This window comes from Bradyrhizobium australiense, from assembly GCF_013114825.1.
In the GTDB taxonomy this organism is placed as follows: Bacteria; Pseudomonadota; Alphaproteobacteria; order Rhizobiales; family Xanthobacteraceae; genus Bradyrhizobium; species Bradyrhizobium australiense.
In genome coordinates, this window is the sequence record NZ_JAAVLX010000006.1 from 215,992 (window position 1) to 238,637 (window position 22,646).

At 63.2% G+C, this 22,646-nt stretch carries 19 protein-coding genes and 1 pseudogene; 8 read left to right on the forward strand and 12 right to left on the reverse strand.

What is annotated here, in order from left to right; all coding sequences use genetic code 11:
• Positions 1–9: 9 nt before the first annotated feature.
• Both HCN58_RS19730 and HCN58_RS19735 read right to left on the reverse strand, forming a co-directional pair.
• Positions 10–444 carry a DUF6157 family protein gene (locus tag HCN58_RS19730; protein ID WP_171581048.1) on the reverse strand — a complete coding sequence of 145 codons (435 nt, stop codon included), beginning with the start codon at positions 442–444 and terminating at the stop codon, positions 10–12.
• Positions 445–471: 27 nt separating this feature from the next.
• Positions 472–1,116 carry a glutathione S-transferase family protein gene (locus tag HCN58_RS19735; protein WP_171581049.1) on the reverse strand — a complete coding sequence of 215 codons (645 nt, stop codon included), beginning with the start codon at positions 1,114–1,116 and terminating at the stop codon, positions 472–474.
• A gap of 88 nt (positions 1,117–1,204) precedes the next feature.
• Here HCN58_RS19735 and HCN58_RS19740 point away from each other — a divergent pair, with 88 nt between their 5' ends.
• Both HCN58_RS19740 and HCN58_RS19745 read left to right on the forward strand, forming a co-directional pair.
• On the forward strand, positions 1,205–2,233 hold the full coding sequence (locus HCN58_RS19740) for a helix-turn-helix transcriptional regulator (protein WP_171581050.1): 1,029 nt from the start codon (positions 1,205–1,207) through the stop codon (positions 2,231–2,233).
• Between the two features lie 103 nt (positions 2,234–2,336).
• Complete coding sequence (locus HCN58_RS19745; RefSeq protein ID WP_171581205.1) at positions 2,337–2,591, forward strand: hypothetical protein; 255 nt, start codon at positions 2,337–2,339, stop codon at positions 2,589–2,591.
• 90 nt (positions 2,592–2,681) lie between these two features.
• Here the strand turns inward: HCN58_RS19745 and HCN58_RS19750 are convergent, their stop codons facing one another.
• From HCN58_RS19750 to HCN58_RS19785, 8 genes are all read right to left on the reverse strand, one after another.
• Positions 2,682–3,383 carry a nitroreductase gene (locus HCN58_RS19750; protein WP_171581051.1) on the reverse strand — a complete coding sequence of 234 codons (702 nt, stop codon included), beginning with the start codon at positions 3,381–3,383 and terminating at the stop codon, positions 2,682–2,684.
• 132 nt (positions 3,384–3,515) lie between these two features.
• A complete protein-coding gene (locus HCN58_RS19755; RefSeq protein ID WP_171581052.1) occupies positions 3,516–4,760 on the reverse strand; it encodes an acyl-CoA dehydrogenase in 1,245 nt (414 codons plus the stop codon).
• A gap of 145 nt (positions 4,761–4,905) precedes the next feature.
• The gene (locus HCN58_RS19760) at positions 4,906–6,153 is read right to left on the reverse strand and encodes an acyl-CoA dehydrogenase (RefSeq protein WP_171581053.1); all 1,248 of its coding nucleotides are present in this window, start codon (positions 6,151–6,153) and stop codon (positions 4,906–4,908) included.
• 123 nt (positions 6,154–6,276) lie between these two features.
• Positions 6,277–7,404: an acyl-CoA dehydrogenase family protein gene (locus tag HCN58_RS19765; RefSeq protein WP_171581054.1), complete on the reverse strand. Its 1,128-nt coding sequence runs from the start codon at positions 7,402–7,404 to the stop codon at positions 6,277–6,279.
• Between the two features lie 101 nt (positions 7,405–7,505).
• Positions 7,506–9,377: an AMP-binding protein gene (locus HCN58_RS19770; protein ID WP_171581055.1), complete on the reverse strand. Its 1,872-nt coding sequence runs from the start codon at positions 9,375–9,377 to the stop codon at positions 7,506–7,508.
• 42 nt (positions 9,378–9,419) lie between these two features.
• On the reverse strand, positions 9,420–10,226 hold the full coding sequence (locus tag HCN58_RS19775; protein ID WP_171581056.1) for an enoyl-CoA hydratase/isomerase family protein: 807 nt from the start codon (positions 10,224–10,226) through the stop codon (positions 9,420–9,422).
• Positions 10,227–10,389: 163 nt separating this feature from the next.
• A complete protein-coding gene (locus tag HCN58_RS19780) occupies positions 10,390–11,148 on the reverse strand; it encodes an SDR family NAD(P)-dependent oxidoreductase (protein WP_171581057.1) in 759 nt (252 codons plus the stop codon).
• Positions 11,149–11,231: 83 nt separating this feature from the next.
• Entirely contained in the window at positions 11,232–11,897 is a 666-nt protein-coding gene (locus tag HCN58_RS19785) for a TetR family transcriptional regulator (RefSeq protein ID WP_171581058.1), read from the reverse strand.
• 147 nt (positions 11,898–12,044) lie between these two features.
• On the opposite strand from HCN58_RS19785, the pseudogene HCN58_RS19790 reads away from it, so the two are divergent.
• The 6 genes and pseudogenes from HCN58_RS19790 (at position 12,045) to HCN58_RS19815 (ending at position 19,502) form a co-directional block, all read left to right on the forward strand.
• Positions 12,045–13,216: pseudogene (locus HCN58_RS19790) on the forward strand (acetyl-CoA C-acetyltransferase).
• A gap of 191 nt (positions 13,217–13,407) precedes the next feature.
• Positions 13,408–14,952, forward strand: coding sequence for an acyl-CoA synthetase (locus HCN58_RS19795; protein ID WP_171581059.1), 1,545 nt, complete (start codon positions 13,408–13,410; stop codon positions 14,950–14,952).
• A 246-nt stretch (positions 14,953–15,198) separates the two neighbouring features.
• On the forward strand, positions 15,199–16,362 hold the full coding sequence (locus HCN58_RS19800; protein WP_171581060.1) for an alpha/beta hydrolase: 1,164 nt from the start codon (positions 15,199–15,201) through the stop codon (positions 16,360–16,362).
• Positions 16,363–16,417: 55 nt separating this feature from the next.
• Positions 16,418–17,389: an iron exporter MbfA gene (mbfA, locus tag HCN58_RS19805; protein WP_171581061.1), complete on the forward strand. Its 972-nt coding sequence runs from the start codon at positions 16,418–16,420 to the stop codon at positions 17,387–17,389.
• Between the two features lie 182 nt (positions 17,390–17,571).
• On the forward strand, positions 17,572–19,044 hold the full coding sequence (locus HCN58_RS19810) for an amidase (protein WP_171581062.1): 1,473 nt from the start codon (positions 17,572–17,574) through the stop codon (positions 19,042–19,044).
• Between the two features lie 104 nt (positions 19,045–19,148).
• Positions 19,149–19,502 (forward strand): nuclear transport factor 2 family protein, encoded by a 354-nt coding sequence (locus HCN58_RS19815; RefSeq protein WP_171581063.1) that lies wholly within the window; start codon positions 19,149–19,151, stop codon positions 19,500–19,502.
• 159 nt (positions 19,503–19,661) lie between these two features.
• Here the strand turns inward: HCN58_RS19815 and HCN58_RS19820 are convergent, their stop codons facing one another.
• Positions 19,662–20,750 (reverse strand): Zn-dependent alcohol dehydrogenase, encoded by a 1,089-nt coding sequence (locus tag HCN58_RS19820; protein ID WP_171581064.1) that lies wholly within the window; start codon positions 20,748–20,750, stop codon positions 19,662–19,664.
• A gap of 48 nt (positions 20,751–20,798) precedes the next feature.
• Complete coding sequence (locus HCN58_RS19825) at positions 20,799–22,568, reverse strand: acyl-CoA dehydrogenase family protein (protein ID WP_235983741.1); 1,770 nt, start codon at positions 22,566–22,568, stop codon at positions 20,799–20,801.
• Positions 22,569–22,646 lie beyond the last annotated feature (78 nt).

The window sequence follows — 22,646 nt, forward strand, 5'->3', positions numbered from 1 at the left end:
GCGAAAAGCTCATGCACGCTTCGTCCGCATCGCCCGGACCTGCTTGATAGCAGGATCGCGCGCCAGCGCCTGGTAGCGCTTGCTGTCGACCGCATAGATCGCAACGCGCCCTTTGGCATCGGCATGCACGCCCCAGCCGAAGCGCTTGCCGAGGCCTGACGCTCTCAGGCACGCCTGCCCTTTCGAGAAGAATTCGTCACGGGCAAGGCTTCGCTCCCGCTTTGTCGCCTTTGCGTCGAGTTGCCGGCCACGGGCGGAGGTCGCGAATATCACGTCGTCGGAAGTGTACTTGTAAGGCGCTTCCGCAATGATGTTGTATTGCAGGCCGGCTACGGTCGGATTGCCCGCGCGAAGCGGCGGCTCCTCGCTAGTACGCGCGGGACAATCTTCCGCGATCTGGATGAAGGTGTTGAAGCAGTTGGTGGTGTGAACTGTCTTGGCCATCCAGCAATCCAACCCTCGTCGCGCCGCTCACCCGCCGCAAGCCGCGGCATGCTGCGCCGCCATGACATCATCGGCCGCGGTGATCCGCTGGAAGGCGGGACGCGATGTGATGCGCTCGGCATAGGCCTTGAACACGTCCTTTTCGGGCACGAGGCCGAACATCATCGTCCAACTGAACGCCACGCCCCAGAGAATGTCGGCGGCCGTCATGCGTTCCCTGAGCAGATAAGGTCCCCTGGAAAGCTGCGTCTCCAAGACGCCGAGCATGGAGTCGTAATCGGAATAGGGCGATTGCGTCAGCGGCGCCGGTTCGCGCTTCATGAACTTGTCGATCAGGGCCGGCTCAAAGGACGAGCCATAATAGGCGATCCAGCGCAGATACGGGCCGCGCCTGGGATCGTCAAGCGCGGGCGTGAGCCCGGCTTCCGGAAACAGATCGGCGAGATAGATGTAGATCGCCACCTGTTCGCTCACCAGCGCCTCGCCATGGCGGATCACCGGCACCTTGCCCAACGGGTTGATGGCGAGATAGGCCGGCTGGCGCTGCTCGCCCGCCTTCATATTCAGGACATGGAGATCGTAAGGCGCTCCCAGTTCCTCCAGCAGCACCCGCGTGCCGGTCGCGCGGCTCTGCGGCGAGTAATATAGCGTGATGCGGTCCTTGCTGGTCATGGGCAGCCTCCTTTTGAACTTCAGGGTAACGGATCCTTCTATGCCCGCTCATACCTGACATCCTCTGTCAGGTATGGTTAAAGAGGGCATGCGCGCGAGCCGGCTGCTTTCAATCCTCACGACCCTGCAGGCGCGGGGACAGATCACCGCGCCTGAACTCGCGGAGGCGTGCGAAGTTTCGGTGCGCACCATCTATCGCGACATCGATGCGCTCGCCGCCGCCGGCATCCCCGTCTATGCCGATCGCGGCGCCGAGGGCGGCTATCGCCTGCTCGACGGCTATCGTGTGCGGCTGAACGGATTGTCGCAACCGGAGGCCGAGGCGCTGTTCATGACGGGACTGCCGGGGCCCGCAGCCGCGCTTGGTCTGGATGCTGCGATGATGGCGGCGCAGACCAAGCTAATGGCGGCGCTGCCGGCCAATCTGCGGTCGAATGCCGGCCGGATGCAGGAACGCTTTCACCTCGATGCACCAAGCTGGTTCGGCGAAGCCGAGCAGCCAAAACATCTGCGCGCCATTGCTGGCGCGCTGCTGCGCGAAAGCCTGATCGAAATCCGCTACCAGAGCTGGCGGGCCGAGAAGCGCCGTCGCGTCGCGCCGCTCGGTCTCGTGCTCAAGGGCGGCAGTTGGTATCTCGCAGGACAGGTCGACGGCAGCGTGCGCACCTATCGCGTCGCGCGCGTTCTTGATTGCAATGTTCTGGATGAGCGGTTCGTCCGGCCCGCGGACTTCGATCTCGCCGCCTATTGGCAAGCCGCAACGCTCCGGCTCGAAGCCGAGATGCATCCGAATTCCGCCACCGTGCGGCTGTCGCCGTTTGGCGTAAAACTGCTCAACGCCTTGAGCCAGCCCTATGTGAGGACGCGCACCCGTATCGAGGAGACCGCGGATGCGGCCGGCTGGCGGATTGCCGTCGTACCGATCGGGAAAACGGTGTGGCATGCGGCCGCCGAGTTGCTGCGCCTCGGCGCGGAGGCCGAGGTGCTGGCGCCGGCCGAGCTGCGCGACAAGATGGTCGAGCTGACGCAAGCCATGGCCGCACGCTATCAGAAGACACTGGCTAGACATCCTGATCGAAAGAACGTCCGAAAATCTCATCCCACGAAACACTCCTGAAACACGATTCTCTCCTTCGCGCGTGAACGCGAGCCGCTTCCGGCCCGACTGATGGGCAGGGACGCAACAACGGCCTCGCGCCAAGCAACTGGAGAAAATGAGTATGTTTCGTAAGGTTACCCTCGGACTGATTGCCGCCGCTTCGCTCACCTTTGCCGCTGCAGCGCCCGCTTCCGCCGGCGGCTTTTACCACGGCCATCACTGGGGCCATCATTGGGGCCATGGCTGGGGTCCCGCCATCGGCGTCGGCTTCGGCGGCGTCTATGTCGATACTGGCCTGAACGGCTGCCTACAGCAGCGCTGGGTGGAAACCCGCCGCGGCATGCGCCTGCGCACCGTGAACGTCTGCGCCTACTGATCGAATAACCTGCAAGGAAAACCCCGGTCGCGGCAAGCGACCGGGGCTTTTGCCGCCGGCGCGGTTTGGGCCTGATGGACGGGAGATGATCTATTCGTCGATGAACGTCACGGTATCGGCGACGCTTGCCCGCGAGGTGCGGTAGCTATTCACCTTGTGGGCGTGATCAGCATAGCCGAACGAAATGCCGCACACCACCTTGCGATCGTCGGCCAGCTTGAAGTGACGGCGGATCAGTCCGGAATGCCGCGCCAATGCCGCCTGCGGAATGGTGCCGAGGCCGAGCGCCTGCGCCGCCAGCATGAAGTTCGAGACATAGGCGCCACAGTCGACCGCGCCGTAGATGCCGAGCGGCTCGTCGGTGTGAATGATGGCGACATGCGGCGCACCGAAGAAATTGTAGTTCTCCAGCGCCTGTTTGGCATAAGCCATCTTGTCGCCTCTGGCGATGCCGAGCGTGTTGTAGAGCTGAAAGCCGCTTTCGCGGCGGCGTTCGAGATAGACGCCGAGATATTCGCGCGGCGGGGTGAAGTCGTGATCGTCCTTGGCGCCGGATGCGGCCTCGGCATAGATTGCCTTGCGAAACTTTTCCTTGGCTTCGCCGCTGGCGATCAGCACCTGCCAGGGCTGACTGTTGCACCATGACGCCGTGCGCTGCGAAACTTTGAGAATGTGCTCGATGGTTTCGCGCGGCACCTGCTGCGGCTGGAAGGCGCGCACGGAATAGCGGTCGTTCAGCAGTTCTTCGAGCACGCCGATGCGGTCCTGTGTCTGGCTTACTGCAGCGTCCATAACTGGCTCACTTTCGTGCCCCGGACGCAGCGCAACGTGTAACGGTGCGCTGCAGAGCCGGGGCCTATCAAGATTGGGTTCCGGCTCTGCGGAGCGGCACTACGCGCCGCACCTCGTCCGGGACACGAGAATCTACCTTCCCTTCGTCGGGATCTTGCTGAACGGCACGTCCTTGTCGACCCTGATATCACCGGGCAGACCGAGCACGCGCTCGGCGATGATGTTGCGCAGGATTTCGTCGGTGCCGCCGGCGATGCGCATCGAGGGCGAGGACAAGAGCATCTGCTGGAACTGGCCGCGCGCCGCTTCCTCATCTGCGCCGGTCAGCGCGCCGGCCGCGCCCTGCAGGTCCATCGCGTAGGTCGCGATGTCCTGCAGCATCGACCCCGAAACCAGTTTGCCGATGGAGTTTTCCGGGCCCGGCCGCTCGCCCTTCGACAACGAGGAGATGGCGCGGTAGCTGGTGTATTTCAGTCCGCTCGCCTTCACCGCCCAGCTCGCGAGCTTCGAGCGCGTCGCGGGATCGTCGATCGCAAGCCCGTCATCGGTCATCAGGTTGGAGCAGAATTCGAACATTTCCGGAAAGCCGGTCGCAAGCCGCGAACCGATCGACATCCGCTCGTTCATCAGCGTGGTCAGCGACACGTTCCAGCCGTCGCCGACTGCGCCGAGGCGCTGACTGTCGGGAATGACGACATCGGTGAAATAGACCTCGTTGAACTCCTGCATGCCGTTGGCCTGCTTGATCGGCCGCACCTCGACACCCTTGCTCTTCATGTCGAGGAAGAACATCGTCAGGCCCTTGTGCTTGGGCACGTTGGGATCGGTGCGCGTGATCAGCAGCCCACAGTCGGAATAATGCGCGCCCGATGTCCAGATCTTCTGGCCGTTGACGATCCAGTTGTCGCCCTTCTTTTCCGCGCGGGTACGAAGCCCCGCGACGTCGGAGCCACCGGCGGGCTCCGAGAAGAGCTGGCACCAAATATGTTCGCCGGACGCGAGTTTTGGCAGATAGTGACGCTTGTGCTCCTCGCTGCCGAACGCCATCACCGTCGGGCCGCACATGCCCTCGCCGATCTGGAACGGCTGCGTCAGCTTGCCATAAACGCCCTCTTCCTGCTGCCAGATCACCTTCTCGATCGGGCTGGCGCCGCGGCCGCCATATTCCTTCGGCCAGTGCAGGCAGGCCCAGCCGCCGTCGGCCTTCTTCTTCTGCCAGGCTTTGCCGACGTCGACGATATCTTCCTTCTCCAGCCGGATGCGGCCGAGCGATGACTTTGACAGCTCCGCCTCATATTGCTTCGGCGCGTTGGCGTCGATCCATTTGCGGGCAAGGCTGCGGAATTCGGCTTCCTGTGGCGTGTCGTCGAAGTTCATGGGCGGACCTCTCATTTCAAATCTTGCATCAATCTCAGACCCTCATGGTGAGGAGGCGCGCTAGCGCCGTCTCGAACCATGTGGCCCTACTGTGGCCTCATCCTTCGGACGCGCGCCACAGGCGCGCTCCTCAGGATGAGGGTCTTCATGTCCTTCCCTTGGTCGGGATCTGGTTGAACGGCACGTCCTTGTCGACCCGGATGTCGCCCGGCAGGCCAAGCACACGCTCGGCGATGATGTTGCGCATGATCTCGTCAGTGCCGCCTTCGACGCGGGTGCCCGGCGCGCGCAGCAGCATCGCCTGGAATTTTCCGGCGACTTCGGCATCATCAGCCCCGCTCAGCACACCGGCGGCGCCCTGCAAATCGAGCGCATACATCGCGACTTCCTGGACCATCGATCCCGCCACCAATTTGCCGATGGAGTTTTCAGGCCCCGGACGCTCCCCTTTCGATAGCGCCGAGATCGCGCGCATGCTGGTATATCTCAGGCCGCTCGCCTTCACCGCATAGTTCGCAAGCCTCGAACGAACGTTGCGATCCTCGATCGCGGGGCCATCCTCCAGCATCAGGCTGTTGCAGAACTCGAACAGTTCCGGAAAGCCGGTCGCGACACCCGCGCCGATCGACATGCGCTCGTTCATGAGTGTGGTCAGTGAGACGTTCCAGCCGTCATTGACCGCGCCGAGCCGCTGCGAGTCCGGGATTTTCACGTCGGTAAAATAGACCTCGTTGAAATCGGACTGGCCGCTGGCCTGCTTAATCGGCCGCACCTCGACGCCCGGGCTCTTCATGTCCAGGAAGAACATCGTCAGCCCCTTGTGTTTCGGCACGGTCGGATCGGTGCGCGTGAGCAAAATGCCGTAGTCGGAATAGTGCGCGCCCGAGGTCCAGATCTTCTGGCCGTTGATGATCCAGTCGTCGCCCTTCTTCTCGGCGCGGGTGCGCAGGCCCGCGACGTCGGAGCCGCCGGCGGGCTCGGAGAACAACTGGCACCAGATTTTTTCGCCGGAGGCGAGCGGCGGCAGATACTTGCGTTTCTGCTCTTCGCCCGCATAGGCCATCATGGTCGGCCCGCACATGCCGTGGCCGATGATGAACATGCCGCTAAGTTTGCCGAACGGCCCTTCTTCCTGCTGCCAGATCACGCGCTCGATCGGCGAGGCGCCGCGGCCGCCATATTCCTTCGGCCAGTGCAGGCAGGCCCAGCCGGCGTCGGCCTTCTTCTTCTGCCAGGCCTTTGCGACTTCGAGAATGTTGGCGCCTTTCAGCACGGTGCGGCCGAGCGAGGACTTTCGGAGCTCTTCCTCGTATTGCTTGGGGGCATTGGCTGATATCCACGCTCTCGCTTCGGCGCGGAACGCGGCTTCCTGCGGGGTGTCGTCGAAGTTCATGACCGTTGTCCTTGCTCGTCGTTCCGGACGATCCGCCTCGCGAATCGATCCGGAATCCAGAAGTTGTTACGTCGGAATTCCGGGTTCGATGCTTCGCATCGCCCCGGAATGACGTTCGCTACGTTACGCCGCGTTCTTCTTGCGCATGCGGTCGATCAACTGATCTTCCCAGTACGACAGGCTGCCGAGCGTCAGCGCCGTGGCGTTGGCGCGGCGGTAGTACATGTGGCAGTCGAACTCCCAGGTAAAACCCATGCCGCCGTGGACCTGGATGTTGTTCTTGGAGCAGTGCTGAAACGCCTGCGTTGCGCTGATGCGGGCAGCCGCTGCGGCTTCCGGCAATTCCGCCGCGTTGGTCGAGAGCGCCCAGGCGCCGTAGTAGCAATTCGAACGCGCCAGCGTCGCCGAGACATACATGTCGGCGAGCATGTGCTTCACCGCCTGGAACGAGCCGATCGGCCGGCCGAAGGCAATACGGTCGAGCGCGTAGTCGCGGCCCATTTCGAGTGCGCGATCGGAGCCGCCGACCTGCTCGAACGCCAGCAGCACCGCGGCGCGGTCGAGCACTTGCGTGAGGATACTCCAGCCTTCACCGGCGGCACCGAGCGGTTCGGCCTTGGCGTTCGTGAAGGTGAGTTCAGCTTGCCCACGGGTCGGATCGATATTGGTCAGCGGCTTCGCTTCGACACCGCCGGCCTTCAGATCGACCAGGAACAGCGCGATATCGGAATCGCGTACCGTCGAACCGGTGCGCGCGGCGACGACAGCAAAATCGGCAATCGCGCCATCGGGCACCGGCTTCTTCACGCCGTTGAGCGTGCCGCCGGAGGCCTGCAGCTTGATCGTCTTCGGCGACGGATTGCCCTTGCCTTCGAACAGCGCCAGCGTGCCGATCGCTTCGCCGCTCGCGATCTTCGGCAGCCATTTCTGCTTCTGCGCCTCCGAGCCCGCCAGCAGCAACGCTTCGGCGGCGAGGTAGACGGTGGAAGAGAACGGCACCGGCGCATTAGCGCGGCCCATCTCTTCCGCGATCACGCAAAGCTCGAGATGACCCGCGCCCGCACCGCCGAATTGTTCGGGGATCGTGATGCCTAGAAAACCCATCTCGGCGAGGCCTTTCCACAGCTCCTTGTCATAGGGCGCCTTGCCGTCGAGCACTTCGCGTACCGCCTTCGGCGGGCACTTTTCGGCGAGAAATTTTCTCGCCTCATCGCGCATCTGTTTTTGTTCGTCGGAGAAATCGAAGTTCATGGCGGGCCTACCTCAGTTGCTTTCTTATTGTTCTATTCCCCGTCATTCCGGGGCGATGCGAAGCATCGAACCCGGAATGACGAGTGGAGAGAGCGTCGTTCTCATTGCAGCACAATCACATCATCGCCTGGGCGATCGGCGTAAAGCTTCTCCACCAGCGCGGCGCGGCGCTCGAGGCCGGCGCGCTGGTTGATATAGCCCTTGTCGGTCAGTTCATTGCCGTCGATCGAGGGCGGCTCGGCCATCAGCATCGCGCGGGCAATCCGCATGCTGCTGCCGGTGGCGGAGGCGTTATGCGCTTTCAGCCCGCGCTTCAGGCGGGCGATCACCTCGGGATGTCTGACGACATCTTCAAAGGTCGCATCGGGATTGTCTGTTATCTGCCGGCAGGCCTGCAGATTGGGCCAGGCGAGTAACCCGATGAACGGACGGTCCTGCCCAGTGACCAGCGCGTCATGCACCACAGGCGTGGCGGCGGCGATCGCATCGGTGCGCAACGAGCCGACATGGACGAAGGTGCCGGTCGTGAGCTTGAAATCCTCGACCACGCGGCCGGCAAAGATGATGCCCTGCAGCGGATCGTTGTCGTCGACGAACACGCCGGCATCGCCGATGCAGTAGAAACCTTCCTCGTCAAACATCTTCTTGGTGAGATCGGGCTGGCCGAAATAGCCGGGAGTGACGTTGATGCCGCGCAGGCGCAGCTCGTATTTCGACCCGCACGGCACCATCTTCAGCTCGACACCGGGGAACGGCAGGCCGATCAGGCCGACCCGCTCGGTGTCCCAATAGGTGCCGGTCGAGGTCGGCGCGGTCTCGGTCGAACCCCAACCGGTGTAGAACACGATGCGCTCACCGGTGGTTTTCACCGCCAGCGCCTGCATGCGATCGTAGAGATCATCCGGCAGCCGCGCGCCGCCATAGGCCATCACGGTCAGATTCTTGAAGAAGCTGCGGCACAGCGCATCGTCCTTCTCCATTGCCGCCGCCAGTGCCGCATAGCCGGCGGGGACGTTGGCGTAATAGGTCGGCGATACTTCGCGGAGATTACGGATGGTTTCTTCAAGCTGGCCGGGCATCGGCCGGCCGTCGTCGATATAGAGCGTGCCGCCATCGATCAGGACCGGATTGAACGCGGCGTTGCCGCCCATGGTGTGATTCCACGGCATCCAGTCGAGCACGGTTGCGAGCGGCCCGTTCGGATCGCGCGGGCGCACCTGCATCATCATCGCCGCATTGGCGCACATCATCTCCTGGGTATTGATGACGGCCTTTGGCATGCCGGTCGAGCCTGAGGTGAACAGCAGCTTGCCGACGGTCTTCGGCGTGATTTTTGAAATCGAGTCTTCGACAGCTTTGGTAACCGGCGTTGCCGCGAGTTCGCCAAACGACACGCTCTTGATGCCTTCGCAGGGCCGCGCGACGTAAACCACAGTGACGCCGGTTAGATCGATTGCCCCGAGCGCCTTCTCGAAGGTCGGCCCGTCCTGCACCATTACGACCGCGGGCTTGATGAGGTTGAAGAGGTATTTGAGCTTGAGATGATCCTGGCTCATCAGCGAATAGGCCGGCGACACCGGCGCCGCGGGAGAGCGCGCCTGCATCGCCGCCTGCGTCATCAGCGCGTGCTCGATCGAATTGCCTGAGAGGATCGCAACGGGGCGGCCCTCAGTGAGACTAAGATTGAGCAGGCCCTGCGTCAGCCCGTCGACGATGCGCTTGGCTTCGCCATAAGAGACCTTTCGCCACTGCCGGTCCGCGCCGCCGCGCTGCGCCAGCCAGATGCGCTCGGGCGCTTCTCTCGCCCACTTCGCAAGAGACGCCGGAATGTGCTTCTCGTAAGGCTGCAGCGGAATGCGCGACTTCAGGATGATGACGCCATCCGGACGACGCTCGACCGCGATGTCGCGCGGCAACCATTCGATCTTGCGGAAGGCCGGCTTGGTCAGCACCTTCGCTGCACTCCCACTCATATTGCGTCTCCCGGAATTCTTGTCCTTTTGCGGATCTTCTCGTCATCGCTTGATATAGACAGGCTTTCGTTTCTCAAGGAAGGCCCTGATGCCTTCGTTGAAATCTTCCGAGCGGCTGCATAGCACCTGATTGCGGTCTTCCGTCGCGATCACGGCTTCGATCGAGCCGGCATCGACGCTCATGTTGAGGCATTCCTTGGAGAGCCGTAAGCCCACCGGCGACGCCGTCATCATCGCCTCGACGTAAGGCTCGGCCGCCGCGTCCAACCCGCCGTTCTCGACGACTTCAGAGACAAGACCGACCGCGAGCGCGCGCTCGGCGCCGATAAAGCGGCCGGTGAGGATCAGTTCCGAAGCAACCGACACGCCGACCAGGCGCGGCAGGAAATAGGAGGTGCCGATGTCGCAGCCGCCGAGACCGAGCTTGATGAAGGCGCAGTTCATCCGCGCGCTCTTCGTGGCTATGCGGATATCGGCGGCAAGCGCCAGCGCAAAACCGCCGCCGGCCGCCGCGCCCTGAATCAGCGCGATGATCGGCTGCGGGCAGCGTCGCATCAGCATCACGATGTCTGCGATGCGGCGCTGCGAGTCCAGCGACTCAGTCACGCCGGGAGGCTCCTGCTGCCCCGCGCGGCGCTGCATGGCGTGCTTGAGATCGAGCCCGGCGCAGAACGATGCGCCTGCACCCTTCAGCACGACGACACGCGTGGAGCGGTTGCGCTGCAGGCCTTCGAAATAGGCGTTGAGCGCGTCGATCAGCGACGGATCGAGCGCGTTGAGGCTATCGGGGCGATTAAGCGTCACCCAATCGACCCCGTCATTGTGTTCGATCAGCAGCGGTTGAGTCACGAGGCGCTCCTCATCACCGTCGTCCCGGCCAAGCGAAGCGCGAGCCGGGACCCATAACCACAGGCCTTCGTTGTTGCGCTACGCTGGGGACCCATCGCGCTTCAACGAGAGCGCTGTGGTTATGGGTCCCCCGCGTTCGCGGGGACGACGACCGAGTTTGCCCCTACCGCGGCGCCATGCGGATGGCGCCGTCGAGGCGGATGGTCTCGCCGTTGAGCATCGCGTTCTCGACGATGTGCACCGCGAGGGCACCGTATTCGTCGGGCTCGCCGAGGCGGGCCGGATGCGGCACCTGGGCCCCCAAGCTCTTGCGGGCTTCCTCGTTGAGGCCCATCAGCAGCGGCGTGAAGAAGATGCCGGGCGCAATCGTGTTGACGCGGATCTTCAGGCTCGCGAGATCGCGCGCTGCCGGCAAAGTGAGGCCGACGATGCCGCCCTTGGAGGCGGAGTAGGCGATCTGGCCGATCTGGCCTTCATAGGCCGCAACGGACGCGGTGTTGATGATGACGCCGCGCTCCTCGCCAATCGGCGCCGCGGTGGCGAGCCGTTCGGAAAACAGGCGCAGCGCGTTGAAGGTGCCGATCAGGTTGACGTTGATGATGCGGACGAACTTTTCCAAGGGATAAACGCCATCCTTGCCGACCACGCGCTGCGAGCCGCCAATGCCGGCGCAGTTCATCAGCACGCGCGCGGTGCCATGCGCCGCTTCCGCCTTGGCGATCGCCGCCTTCATCTGCTCCTCGCTGGTGACATCGGCATGAAGCGCTACGCCCTTCACTTCGGCCGCGAGCTTTTCGGCGTTCTCCTTGTTCTGGTCGAGCACGCCGATCTTGGCGCCTTTCGCGGCCATGGCGCGGGCGGTCGCGGCGCCCAGGCCGGAGCCACCGCCGGTGATGATTACGGCAACGTCTTGCAACTGCATTTTGAGAACCTTTCCTTGGGTGTTTTCTTCTCTAGTTGGCGAATGGCGAATGGCGAATAGCGAGTGGCGAATGGATCCATTCGCTATTCGCTACTCGCCATTCGCCCATTCAACATCCCGCCGCAGATCAGCGCTTCCATATGCTTGATGTAGTCGCGGCAGACTTCGTCGGTGACGGGACCGACCCCGGTCGCGCGCGACATTGCGTGGCGGCCGAAGAACAGGTGATCGCAGGCGCCGATCAGGCTCGTGTAGAACAGCACCGGATCGATATCGCGGAACTCGCCGGCCTTGACGCCCTCCGCCAGCAATCTCCGATGAAAGTCGAGCAAGGGCGCGACGAAAAACTTCGAGACTTCGTCGGCGGCTTCCGGGCTGCTTTCGTGCAGGAGATAGTGGATCAGCCGGTTCATATAGGGGAACTGGTGATAGGCGCGGATGATGCCGCCGATATGCAGGCGAAGCTTGGCGGTCGGCGAAATTGGCTGGCTGATCAAATATTCGAGCTGCGACATCTCGGTCGCGGCGTCGCGTGCCAGAAGCGCCAGCAACAGCCCGTCCTTGTTGCCGAAATGGTATTTCACGAGGGCTGCGTTGACGCCCGACTTCTGCGCGATGTCGGATAGCGATACCTCGATCGAGGCGCGTTCGATCATCAGCTCGCTCGCAGCCATAAGCAGCTTCTCGGCGGTGGTATTTTTGCCGCTCGGGAGCCTGATCGGTACGATGGTAGTCACCTGTGATGCCATTGCCTGCCTGCCGGGAAATCGGACGCACCTAAGCGCATGCCGCCGCTGCACTCAAGAGTTAATTGATTGATTGACTAAATCCCGCGCCGCCCCTTAAATCCGGCCCACCTTTTCCAAACACACCAACAATGACCAGGGAGAACAGACATGGCCGAGGCCTATATCGTCGCCGCTACGCGCACCGCGGGCGGCCGCAAGGGGGGACGTCTCGCAGGCTGGCATCCGGCCGATCTCGCCGCTTCCGTGCTGGACTCGCTGGTCGACCGCACCGGCGTCGATCCGGCCCAGATCGAAGACTCATCATGGGTTGCGTGATGCAGGCCGGCGAACAATCCAACAACATCGCCCGCAACGCGGTGATGGCGTCAAAACTGCCCGAGAGCGTGCCCGCCACATCGGTCGACCGGCAGTGCGGCTCGTCGCAGCAGGCGCTGCATTTTGCGGCGCAGGCGGTGATGGCCGGCTCGATGGACATCGTGATCGCTGCCGGCGTGGAATCGATGACGCGGGTGCCGATGGGCCTCGCCTCGCAGCTCCCCGCCAAGAACGGCTTTGGTCATTACAAGAGCCCGGGCATCGAGAAGAAATATCCGAACATCGTATTCAGCCAGTTCACCGGCGCGGAAATGATGGCGGAGAAGTACGGCCTCTCCAAGGACCAGCTCGACGAGTACTCCTACAACAGCCATCAGCGCGCGATTGCGGCGACGCAAGGTGGCAAGTTCAAGGACGAGATCGTTCCGCTGCAGATCACCCGCGCCGACGGATCGACCGACACCCACCATATCGACGAAGGCATCCGCTTCGACGCCAGCCTCGACGGCATCAAGGGCGTCAAGCTGATCGCCGAGAACGGCAAGCACACCGCCGCCAGCGCCAGCCAGATCTGCGACGGTGCTTCCGGTGTGCTGGTAGTCAATGAGAAGGGCCTGAAGTCACTCGGCGTCAAGCCGCTGGCGCGCATCCATCACATGACCATGATGGGCGGCGATCCCGTGATCATGCTGGATGCCCCGCTGCACGCCACCAAGCGGGCGCTGGAAAAGGCCGGCATGTCGATTGGCGATATCGACCTGTTCGAGGTGAACGAAGCCTTCGCCGCCGTGCCGGTGGCGTGGCTCAAGACGACAGGCGCCGATCCTGAAAGACTCAACGTCAATGGCGGCGCGATCGCGCTCGGCCATCCGCTCGGCGGCTCCGGCACCAAGCTGATGACCACGCTGGTCAATGCGCTGAAGCAGAACAACAAGCGTTACGGCCTGCAGACCATGTGCGAAGGCGGCGGCATGGCGAATGTGACGATCGTGGAGCGGCTGTAAGTCGCTCGCAGCCACAGTCGTCTCAACCATAAAGGTGTCGTCCCGGCCTTGAGCCGGGACCCATAACCACAGGTGCATGTAGTTATGCCGGGCTGAAGCTGCAGCTCACTTCGAAATCTACATCAGTGGTTATGGGTCCCTGCGTTCGCAGGGACGACGCAAATAATAATAGTCATCCCGAGGAAACGTTTGTGTCCCACCCCTCCATCCACGCCCGCAACACGCCGAACAAGATCGCCTATCAGATGGCGGGCACTGGCAAGGCGATCACCTATCGCGAGCTTGACGAACTCTCGAACCAGGGCGCGCATTTGTTTCGCTCGCTCGGCCTCAAGGCCGGCGACCACATCGCCTTCCTGATAGAAAACCGCCTGGCGTTCATGGAGATCTGCTGGGCGGCGCAGCGCTCGGGCCTCTATTACACCGCGATCAGCCGCTACCTCACCGAAGAAGAGATCGCCTATATCGTGAAAGATTGCGGCGCCAAGATCTTCATCACCACGCCGCAATGCGCCGACAAGGCGAAGGGTCTTATCAAGGGCGAACCCGGCGAGCCGCTGTTCTTCATGGTCGACGAGCCCGCGCCCGGCTTCCGCTCCTGGGACAAGGAAACGATCGCCATGCCAGTGACGCCGATCGCGGATGAAGTCGCCGGCTACGACATGCTGTACTCATCGGGCACCACCGGCCGGCCCAAGGGCATCAAGAAGGAATTCGAGGGCAAGGCGATCGACGTGCCGAACCCACTGCTGAAAATTCTCTGCGCCGACATGTGCGGCATGTCGTCCGACAGCATCTATCTATCCCCGGCGCCGCTGTACCATGCGGCTCCCTTGCGCTTCAACATGATGGCGATCACGCTCGGCGGCACCTCCATCATCATGGAGCATTTCGATGCCGAGGAGTTCTTGAGGCTGGTCGAAAAATACAAGGTAACGCAGTCGCAGCTGGTGCCGACCATGTTCGTGCGCATGCTGAAGCTGCCGGACGAGGTGCGCAACCGCTACGACGTCTCGTCGCTGAAAGGCGCGATCCACGCCGCCGCGCCCTGCCCGGTCGACGTCAAAGCGAAGATGATTGAATGGTGGGGACCGATCCTGATCGAATATTACGCCGGCTCCGAAGGCAACGGCGTCACGGTCTCGACTTCGCAGCAATGGCTGACCCATCGCGGCACCGTCGGCCGCGCCGTGGTCGGCGAGGTGAAGATCCTCGACGAGAACGACGAGGAAAGGCTGGTGGGCGAAATCGGCACGGTCTATTTCGCCGACGCGCCTGTTTTCGCCTACCACAACGATCCCGAGAAGACGAAGAAGGCCTACAACGCCAAGGGCTGGTCGACGCTCGGCGACGTCGGCTATCTCGACGCCGAAGGCTTTCTCTATCTCACCGACCGCAAGAGCTACATGATCATCTCGGGCGGGGTGAACATCTATCCGCAGGAGACCGAGGACGTCCTGATCACCCATCCCGCTGTCGCCGACGTCGCGGTGTTCGGCGTGCCGAACGAGGAGATGGGCGAGGAGGTCAAGGCCGTGGTGCAGCCGCATGACATGGCCAAGGCCGGCAAGGAGCTCGAGGCAGAACTGATCGTGTTCTGCCGCAAGCATCTGTCGCCGATCAAATGCCCCAGGAGCATCGATTTCGAAGCCGAGCTGCCGCGCACGCCGACGGGGAAACTGGTGAAGCGGCATCTGCGCGACCGATATTGGCCTAAGCCGGCGGTGAAGGGGTAGCTTTCTTCCCGTGTCCCGGACGCGGTGCAGCGTGCAACACTGCTCCGCAGAGCCAGGAGCCACGACCATGCGAGCTGTTGATGGGCCGCGGCTCAGCAGCGCACCGCAAGAGCGCTGCGGTGCGTCCGGGGCACGCCAGCAATGCCTCGTCATGCCCGGGCTTGTCCCGGGCAGCCACGTCTTTACAGTCTCGCAGCAAAGAAGACGTGGATGCCGGGCCCGGCCCGGCCATGACGAGGATACATAATGGCCGCCCTCCCCGACATCCCGCTCCCCTCCACCATCCGCTCGCGATACGTGGACGGCATCAACGGCCTGCGCATGCATGTGCTCGAAGCCGGCTTCGAAACCCGCGGCCGGCCCTGCGTGCTGCTGCTGCATGGCTTCCCCGAGCTCGCCTATTCCTGGCGCAAGGTGATGCCGGTCCTGGCGGAGGCCGGCTACCACGTGATCGCCCCGGACCAGCGCGGTTACGGCCGCACCACCGGATGGGACCCGGATTACGACGGCGATCTCGCTTCCTTCCGCCTCACCAATCTGGTGCGGGACGCGCTTGGGCTGGTGTCGGCATTCGGCTATCGCAGCGTCGACGCCGTGATCGGGCACGATTTCGGCTCGTCGGTCGCCGCCTGGTGCGCGCTGATCCGGCCCGACGTGTTTCGCTCGGTCGTCATGATGAGCGCGCCGTTCGGCGGCCCGCCGTCGCTGCCGTTCAACACGGTGAACGAGCCTGCCAAGCCCGCCGAGGATCCCATCCACCGCGAACTCGCGGCGCTGCCGCGGCCGCGAAAGCACTATCAGTGGTACTACTCGACGCGCGAGGCGAACGACGACATGCACCGCGCGCCGCAGGGCGTGCATGATTTCCTGCGCGCCTACTACCACCACAAGAGCGCCGACTGGAAAGGCAACCAGCCTTATCCGCTGAAGTCCTGGAGCGCGGAAGAGATCGCAAAGCTGCCGACTTACTATGTGATGGACCTCGCCAAGGACATGGCCGCCACCGTTGCTGAGGAAATGCCATCGGCGGCGGAAATTGCCGCCAACAAATGGCTGCCAGACAGCGAGCTCGCCTTCTACAGCGCCGAGTACGAGCGCAACGGATTCCAGGGCGGCCTGCAATGGTATCGCTGCGGCACCTCGGGTGCGTTCCTGCCCGAACTGCAGACCTGGTCGGGCCGCACCATCGACGTGCCCTCCGCCTTCATCTCGGGCAAACAGGATTGGGGCACCTATCAGCGCCCCGGCGTCTACGAGGCGATGCAATCGAAAGCCTGCACGCGGATGGTCGGCTGCCATCTTGTCGATGGTGCGGGCCACTGGGTGCAGCAGGAACAGCCCAACCAAGTGAGCTGGTTGCTGGTGCAATTCCTGCGAGGGGCCGGCGCAAAGGCTAGCCAAACAGTTTGACCGCGGCACCGCCACATCTTAGAATGATTCTAAACTAAGAGAAGGCGGGCGTCCCGTGAAGAATTTCGCCGACCTGACCGAGCGCGAAGTGCTGGCCGTTGCGATCTCTTCCGAGGAAGAAGACAGCCGCATCTACATGACCTTCGCGGAGGACCTCGCCAAGCGCTATCCGGATTCGGCCAAGGTGTTCGAGGAAATGGCCGAGGAGGAGCGCGGCCACCGCCACCGCTTGCTCGAGCTCTACGAGAAGCGTTTTGGTCCGCATCTGCCGCCGATCCGCCGTGAGGACGTCAAGGGATTTCTGCGGCGCCGCCCGATCTGGCTGACCAAGAACCTGCCGCTCGACACCATCCGGAAGGAGGTCGAGACGATGGAGCTCGAGGCCGAACGCTTCTACGCCAAGGCCAGCGAGCAGGCCGAGGATGTCGGCGTCCGGCGATTGCTCGGCGACCTCGCGGAGGAAGAGAAGGGCCACGAGCGGCTGGCGGTGAAGCTGACCGGCGAAATCCTCAAGCCCGACGTGCGCGCGGAGGAAGACAGGACGCGCCGGCGCATGTTCGTGCTGCAATATGTGCAGCCGGGGCTTGCCGGACTGATGGATGGCTCGGTGTCGACGCTGGCGCCACTGTTCGCCGCAGCCTTTGCCACGCATCAGAACTGGCAGACGTTTCTGGTGGGTCTGGCCGCCTCCATCGGCGCCGGCATCAGCATGGGTTTTGCTGAAGCGCTCTCAGATGACGGTTCGATGACCGGGCGCGGTTCGCCCTGGCTGCGCGGCATCACCTGCGGATTGATGACGACGCTTGGGGGCATCGGCCACACCATGCCCTATCTCGTTCCCGACTCCTGGCCGAACGCGTTCTGGGTCGCGACCGCGATAGCCTGCATCATCGTGTTCTTCGAACTATGGGCAATCGCCTTCATCCGCGCGCGCTACATGGACACGCCGTTCCTGCAGGCCGTGTTCCAGATCGTGCTCGGCGGCGCCATCGTGCTTGCGGTTGGGATAGTGATCGGGGCGGCTTAGTAGCGTGATGGCCTTCGATCAAACGCTCGCACTATCTCCGTCATCTCAGGAATAAGCGCACTTGCGCATTCGCCAAGCGCTAGCAACATGGCGGGCTCCCCGCTGTACAGCCATTGCTCTTGCCGCGCGTACCCAAACTGAGCATCATCCGCGCCGCATTCAGAGCAGACCGGGAGCACGCCTTGGCCAAATCGCAATGGAGTTTCAAGACCGCGGTCGAACTATCGGCCGCACTTGCCACGAAAAAGGTTTCTGCGGTCGAACTGGCCGAGGACGCGATCGGTCGCATCGAACGGCACGATACCAAGATCAATGCAATTTGCGTTCGCGATTTCGAGCGCGGCCTCGCCGCCGCCCGCGCCGCCGACGCCGAACTGGCGCGCGGCGTCAAGAAGCCGCTGCTCGGCATCCCGCTGACGGTGAAAGAGTCCTACAACATCGCGGGGTTGCCGACCACCTGGGGCATTCCGGCGCAGAAGGATTTCACGCCGACGGAAGACGCGCTGTCGATCTCGCGCGTCAAGGGCGCCGGCGGCGTCATCCTCGGCAAGACCAATGTCCCGCTCGGGCTCGGCGACTGGCAGAGCTATAACGAGATCTACGGCACCACCAACAACCCCTACGATCTCGGCCGGACGCCGGGCGGCTCGTCCGGCGGCTCCTCGGCCGCGCTCGCAGCCGGTTACGGCCCGCTGTCGCTCGGGTCCGATATCGGCGGCTCATTGCGCGTGCCCGCGTTTCATTGCGGTGTCTATGCGCACAAGCCGACCTTTGCGCTGGTGCCCGGGCGCGGCCACACCCCGCCGCCGTTCCAGCCGCTGCCGATCGATCGCGACCTTGCCGTGATTGGCCCAATGGCACGCAGCGCCGCCGATCTCTCGCTGCTGCTCGACACCATCGCAGGGCCCGATCCGCTCGAGGCCGGCAAGGGTTACAAACTCGCACTGCCGCCGTCGCGCCACGGCGCGCTGAAAGACTTTCGCGTGTTGGTGGTCGATACCGACCCGGTCATGCCGACCGACGAAGTGGTGCGCGGCACGATCCACAAGCTCGCCTCCACCCTCGAAAAGGCCGGCACCAAAGTCGATCGCAACAGTCCGTTGCTGCCGAACTTTGCGGAGACGTCCCGGCACTACATGCGGATGCTGATGTCGTTTCTCGCGGCCTCGTTCCCGCCGGAAGCCTATGCCGGCGCAGAGGCCGCCGCCGCCGCGCTGCCGGCAAGCGATGTAAGCCTCGGCGCCGAGCGCCTGCGCGGCATGGTGCAAAGCCACCGCAACTGGCTGATGGATGATGTCGCGCGCGCGCGCCTGCGTGCGCAATGGCGCGAACTGTTCAAGACCTACGATGCTGTGATCTGTCCGATCATGCCGACGCCTGCCTATCCGCACGATCACTCCGATGACCAGGAAAAGCGCCGCATCGGGATCGACGGCAAGCATTATGTCTATCCCGATCAGCTTTCGTGGCCCGGCATCGCTACGCTGCCCGGCCTGCCTGCGACCGCGATCCCGACCGGCTTTTCGCCGGATGGATTGCCGGTCGGCGTGCAGATCGTCGGGCCGTGGCTGGAGGACAGGACGACGCTGAAATTGGCCGAACTGATCGAGCGCGAGTTCGGCGGGTTCGTGCCGCCGCCGATGTTTGATGATTAGCGCTCGAGCGAAGCGAAGCAATCCATCGCGCCACAAGCGGAGACGTGGATTGCTTCATCACTATGCTCCTTGCAATGACGGGAGGAGACACTGGAGGCAACCACATGACCAGCGACATCGACGAACTTGCTGCGCTGAACCGCGACTACGTAAATTCAGTCCAGAACTCCGACGTCAAGCGCTTCGACGAAATCCTCGCGCAGGATTTCTATTGCAGCAATCCCGACAAGTCGCTGGTCGACCGCGCGGCGTTTCTAAAGCAGACGGCGGTACCGGTGACGATCAAGAATCTCACCGCGCAAGAGGTAAAAATCCGCGTGCTCGGCGACTTCGCCATCATCCACGCCGCCACCAGCTACACGACCGCCGACGGCCAGCAAGCCCACGGGCGCTACACCGATTGCTGGGCGAAACAGAATGGCCGGTGGCTTGCAGTGTCGGCGCATGTGTCGCGGTAAGCCAACATCCAATCCCGCGTCGTCCCTGCGAAAGCAGGGACCCATAACCACTGAAGGGCGTGGCGGGAGAAGCCGTCTCCCCTTGTGCCCATTCCGCGGGCCGCAGCGTATGGGTCCCGGCGTTCGCCGGGACGACGATGTTCGCGCGCGGACTACGCCTCACGCATCGAACACAATCACGCTGCGCAGCGTCTTGCCGGCTTTCATGTTGGCAAAACCCTCGTTGATTTCGGAGAGTTTTAGCTTGGCTGAAATCCAGTCCTCCAGATGCAACTTGCCGCGCATGTAGAATTCGACCAGGCGGGGCATGTCGACGCGGAAATGGTTGGAACCCATCGACGAGCCCTGGATGCGGCGCTCGCGCAGGAAGTCGAAACCGTGCAGCTCGATCTTCTGGCCGAACGGGATCATGCCAACGATGGTCGCGGTGCCGCCGGCCGCCAGCATGGCAAAGGACTGCTCGGCGGTTTCCTTGCGGCCCAGCACCTCGAAGGAGTGATGCACGCCGCCACCGGTGAGTTCACGCACCTGCTGCACCACGTCGCCGCGGGAGGGATCGACGATGTCGGTGGCACCGAGCTTTGTGGCCAACTGCAGCTTGGCCGGATTGGTGTCGATCGCGATGATGCGGCCGGCGCCCGCAATCGCGGCGCCATTGATCGCGGCCATGCCGACGCCGCCGCAGCCGATCACGGCGACCGTTTCGCCGGCCTGAACTTTTGCGGTGTTCACCACCGCGCCATAGCCGGTGATGACGCCGCAGCCGATCAAGGCGGCCAGCTCCAGCGGCATGTCCTTGCGGATTTTGACGATGGCGTTTTCGTGCACCAGCATCTGCTCGGCGAAGGATGAGAGATTGAGGAACTGATGAAGCTTCTCCTCACGCGCCCAGGACAGCCGGTTGGACTGGCCGGGCAGCATCTTCACTGTCGTGTCGGTGCAGAGCACGGTGCGGCCGGTGGTGCAGTTATCGCAGGTGCCGCAGAACACCGAAAGACACGTCACGACGTGATCACCGGGTTTTACATAGGTGACGTCGGAGCCGACCTTTTCGACGACACCGGCGGATTCATGTCCGAGCACCGCCGGCAGCGGGTGCGGATAGAGCCCTTCCATGAAGTGCAGGTCGGAATGACAGAGGCCGGCGACGCACGTGCGGATCAGGACTTCGCGCGGGCCGGGGTTCGGCACGCTGACGTCCTCGATCACCAGCGGCTGGTTGACTTCATGCAGAACGGCGGCCTTCATCGGTGTTTCCCCTTCAATTCTGTTCTTTTGACTTGACCTGACGACAGCCTACGCTGCGGTGAGCAATTCGCCAACCTCATCCATGCCGACGCTGCGTTCGCCGAGCAGATGACCGGTGATCGCGCGCTGGGTGGCATTTTCCGCAAGCCGGAACGGATCGCTCGGCGCGACGCGATGGTCGACCACCATCCGCGACAGCAAGAGCCGCTTGGCGTCGCCGCGCATCTCATGAATCCGCCCGCCCTCCCATGCCAGCGCAACAGCGCTCGCGACATGATAGAGCAGGCTGGTGGCGCGCCGCGCATCGCCCTCATTGTCGCGCCTAGCGGCCACTTCGCGGGCGAAGCCGACCGCGCGGTCTGTCAGTTCACGCAGGCGATTGCGCCAGGCTTGCGGCACATTGGCGCTGTCGTCGAGGCGGGCGTGCAGATCGGCGGCGAGTGCCGCATCGGCGCCGTGGCGGCCGACCGCGCGCGTCAGCGCGTCGATCGCGACGATATTGCCGGTACCTTCCCAGATCGAGCCGAGATGGGCGTCGCGCAACAGCCGCGCGGTGGCAAATTCCTCGATGTAGCCGATGCCGCCGCGCATCTCCAACGCATCGCCGCAGACTTTACGGGCATCACGCGTGGCGCGGAATTTCAGCGTCGGCGTCAGAATGCGCAGCAGCGCGGCCGCATCCTGGCTGCCGGCCTCGGCGCGATCGAGCGCGTCGGCCGTGAGAAAACTCATCGACAGCGCCTGCTCGGTCGGCAACATGATCTTCATCAATTGCCGCTGCGCCAGCGGCAGGTCGATGATTCTTTGGCCGAACACCACGCGGTTTCGCGCCACCGTCATCGCGTCATGGTGCGCCCGCCGCATCAGCGCGGTGGACTTGACGCCATTGGAGAGCCTGGATGAATTCACCATCTCGGCCATCTGCACGAAACCGCGGTCGAGCTTGCCGACCGCGTAGGCAATCGCACCCTCGAACTTGATCTCGCCTGATGCCATCGAGCGGGTGCCGAGCTTGTCCTTCAGGCGCACGATCCGGTAGTGGTTCTGCGAGCCGTCGTCGAGAAACCGCGGCATCAGGAACAGGCCAACGCCGCGCGTACCAGGGCCCGCGCCTTCGGGGCGCGCCAGCAGCATCACCACCTTGGCATCGGCATTGGAGCAGAACCATTTCTCGCCATAGAGCCGCCAGTGGTCGCCTTCCTGCACGGCCTTCGTCGTCAGCGTACCGACGTCGGAGCCGCCCTCCTTCTCGGTCATGAACTGGCCGCCCTGGGTCAGCTTGCTCATGTCGGTCTGGGTCAAGCCGTCGAGATATCTTGCCTTCAACGCGTCGCTGCCGAAATTGTTGAGCAGTTTTGCGCAACCATCCGTGACGTTGATTGGGCAACCCATGCCGAATTCAGTCTGATTGAACAGGAAGGTGAAGGCGTGCTTGGCGACAACAGGGTATTTGTCCGGCCAGCCCATGATGCCCTTGCGGATCGACATTGCGTGAATGCCGAACTCGCCGAACGCGGCCTTCTCGAGCTCGCGATAGGCCGGGTGATATTCGATATGCTGGGTATCACGGCCGAACTTGTCGCGCTGGTGCAGCACCGGCGTATGACGGTCGGCAAGCCGGGCGCATTCGTCGAGATGGCCGCCGGCCAATTGGCCGAGACGGTCGAGATGCGGCTCGATATGGCGAAACAGCGCATCGGGCAGATATAGCCGCAGCAGATCCGTCAGCGCTGGATCGGCGCGATAAAAATTCATCCCCGTCGTATCAGGCGCGAGCAATCCCGGCTGATTGCCTGAGGTGGCTCCACGGTCTTGCATGAGTGGATGCATTTTTTAGCCCTTGTTCGTTCGGCCCGATATTGATCATCTACCGATAGCGCAGGCTTTCAAGCCGTC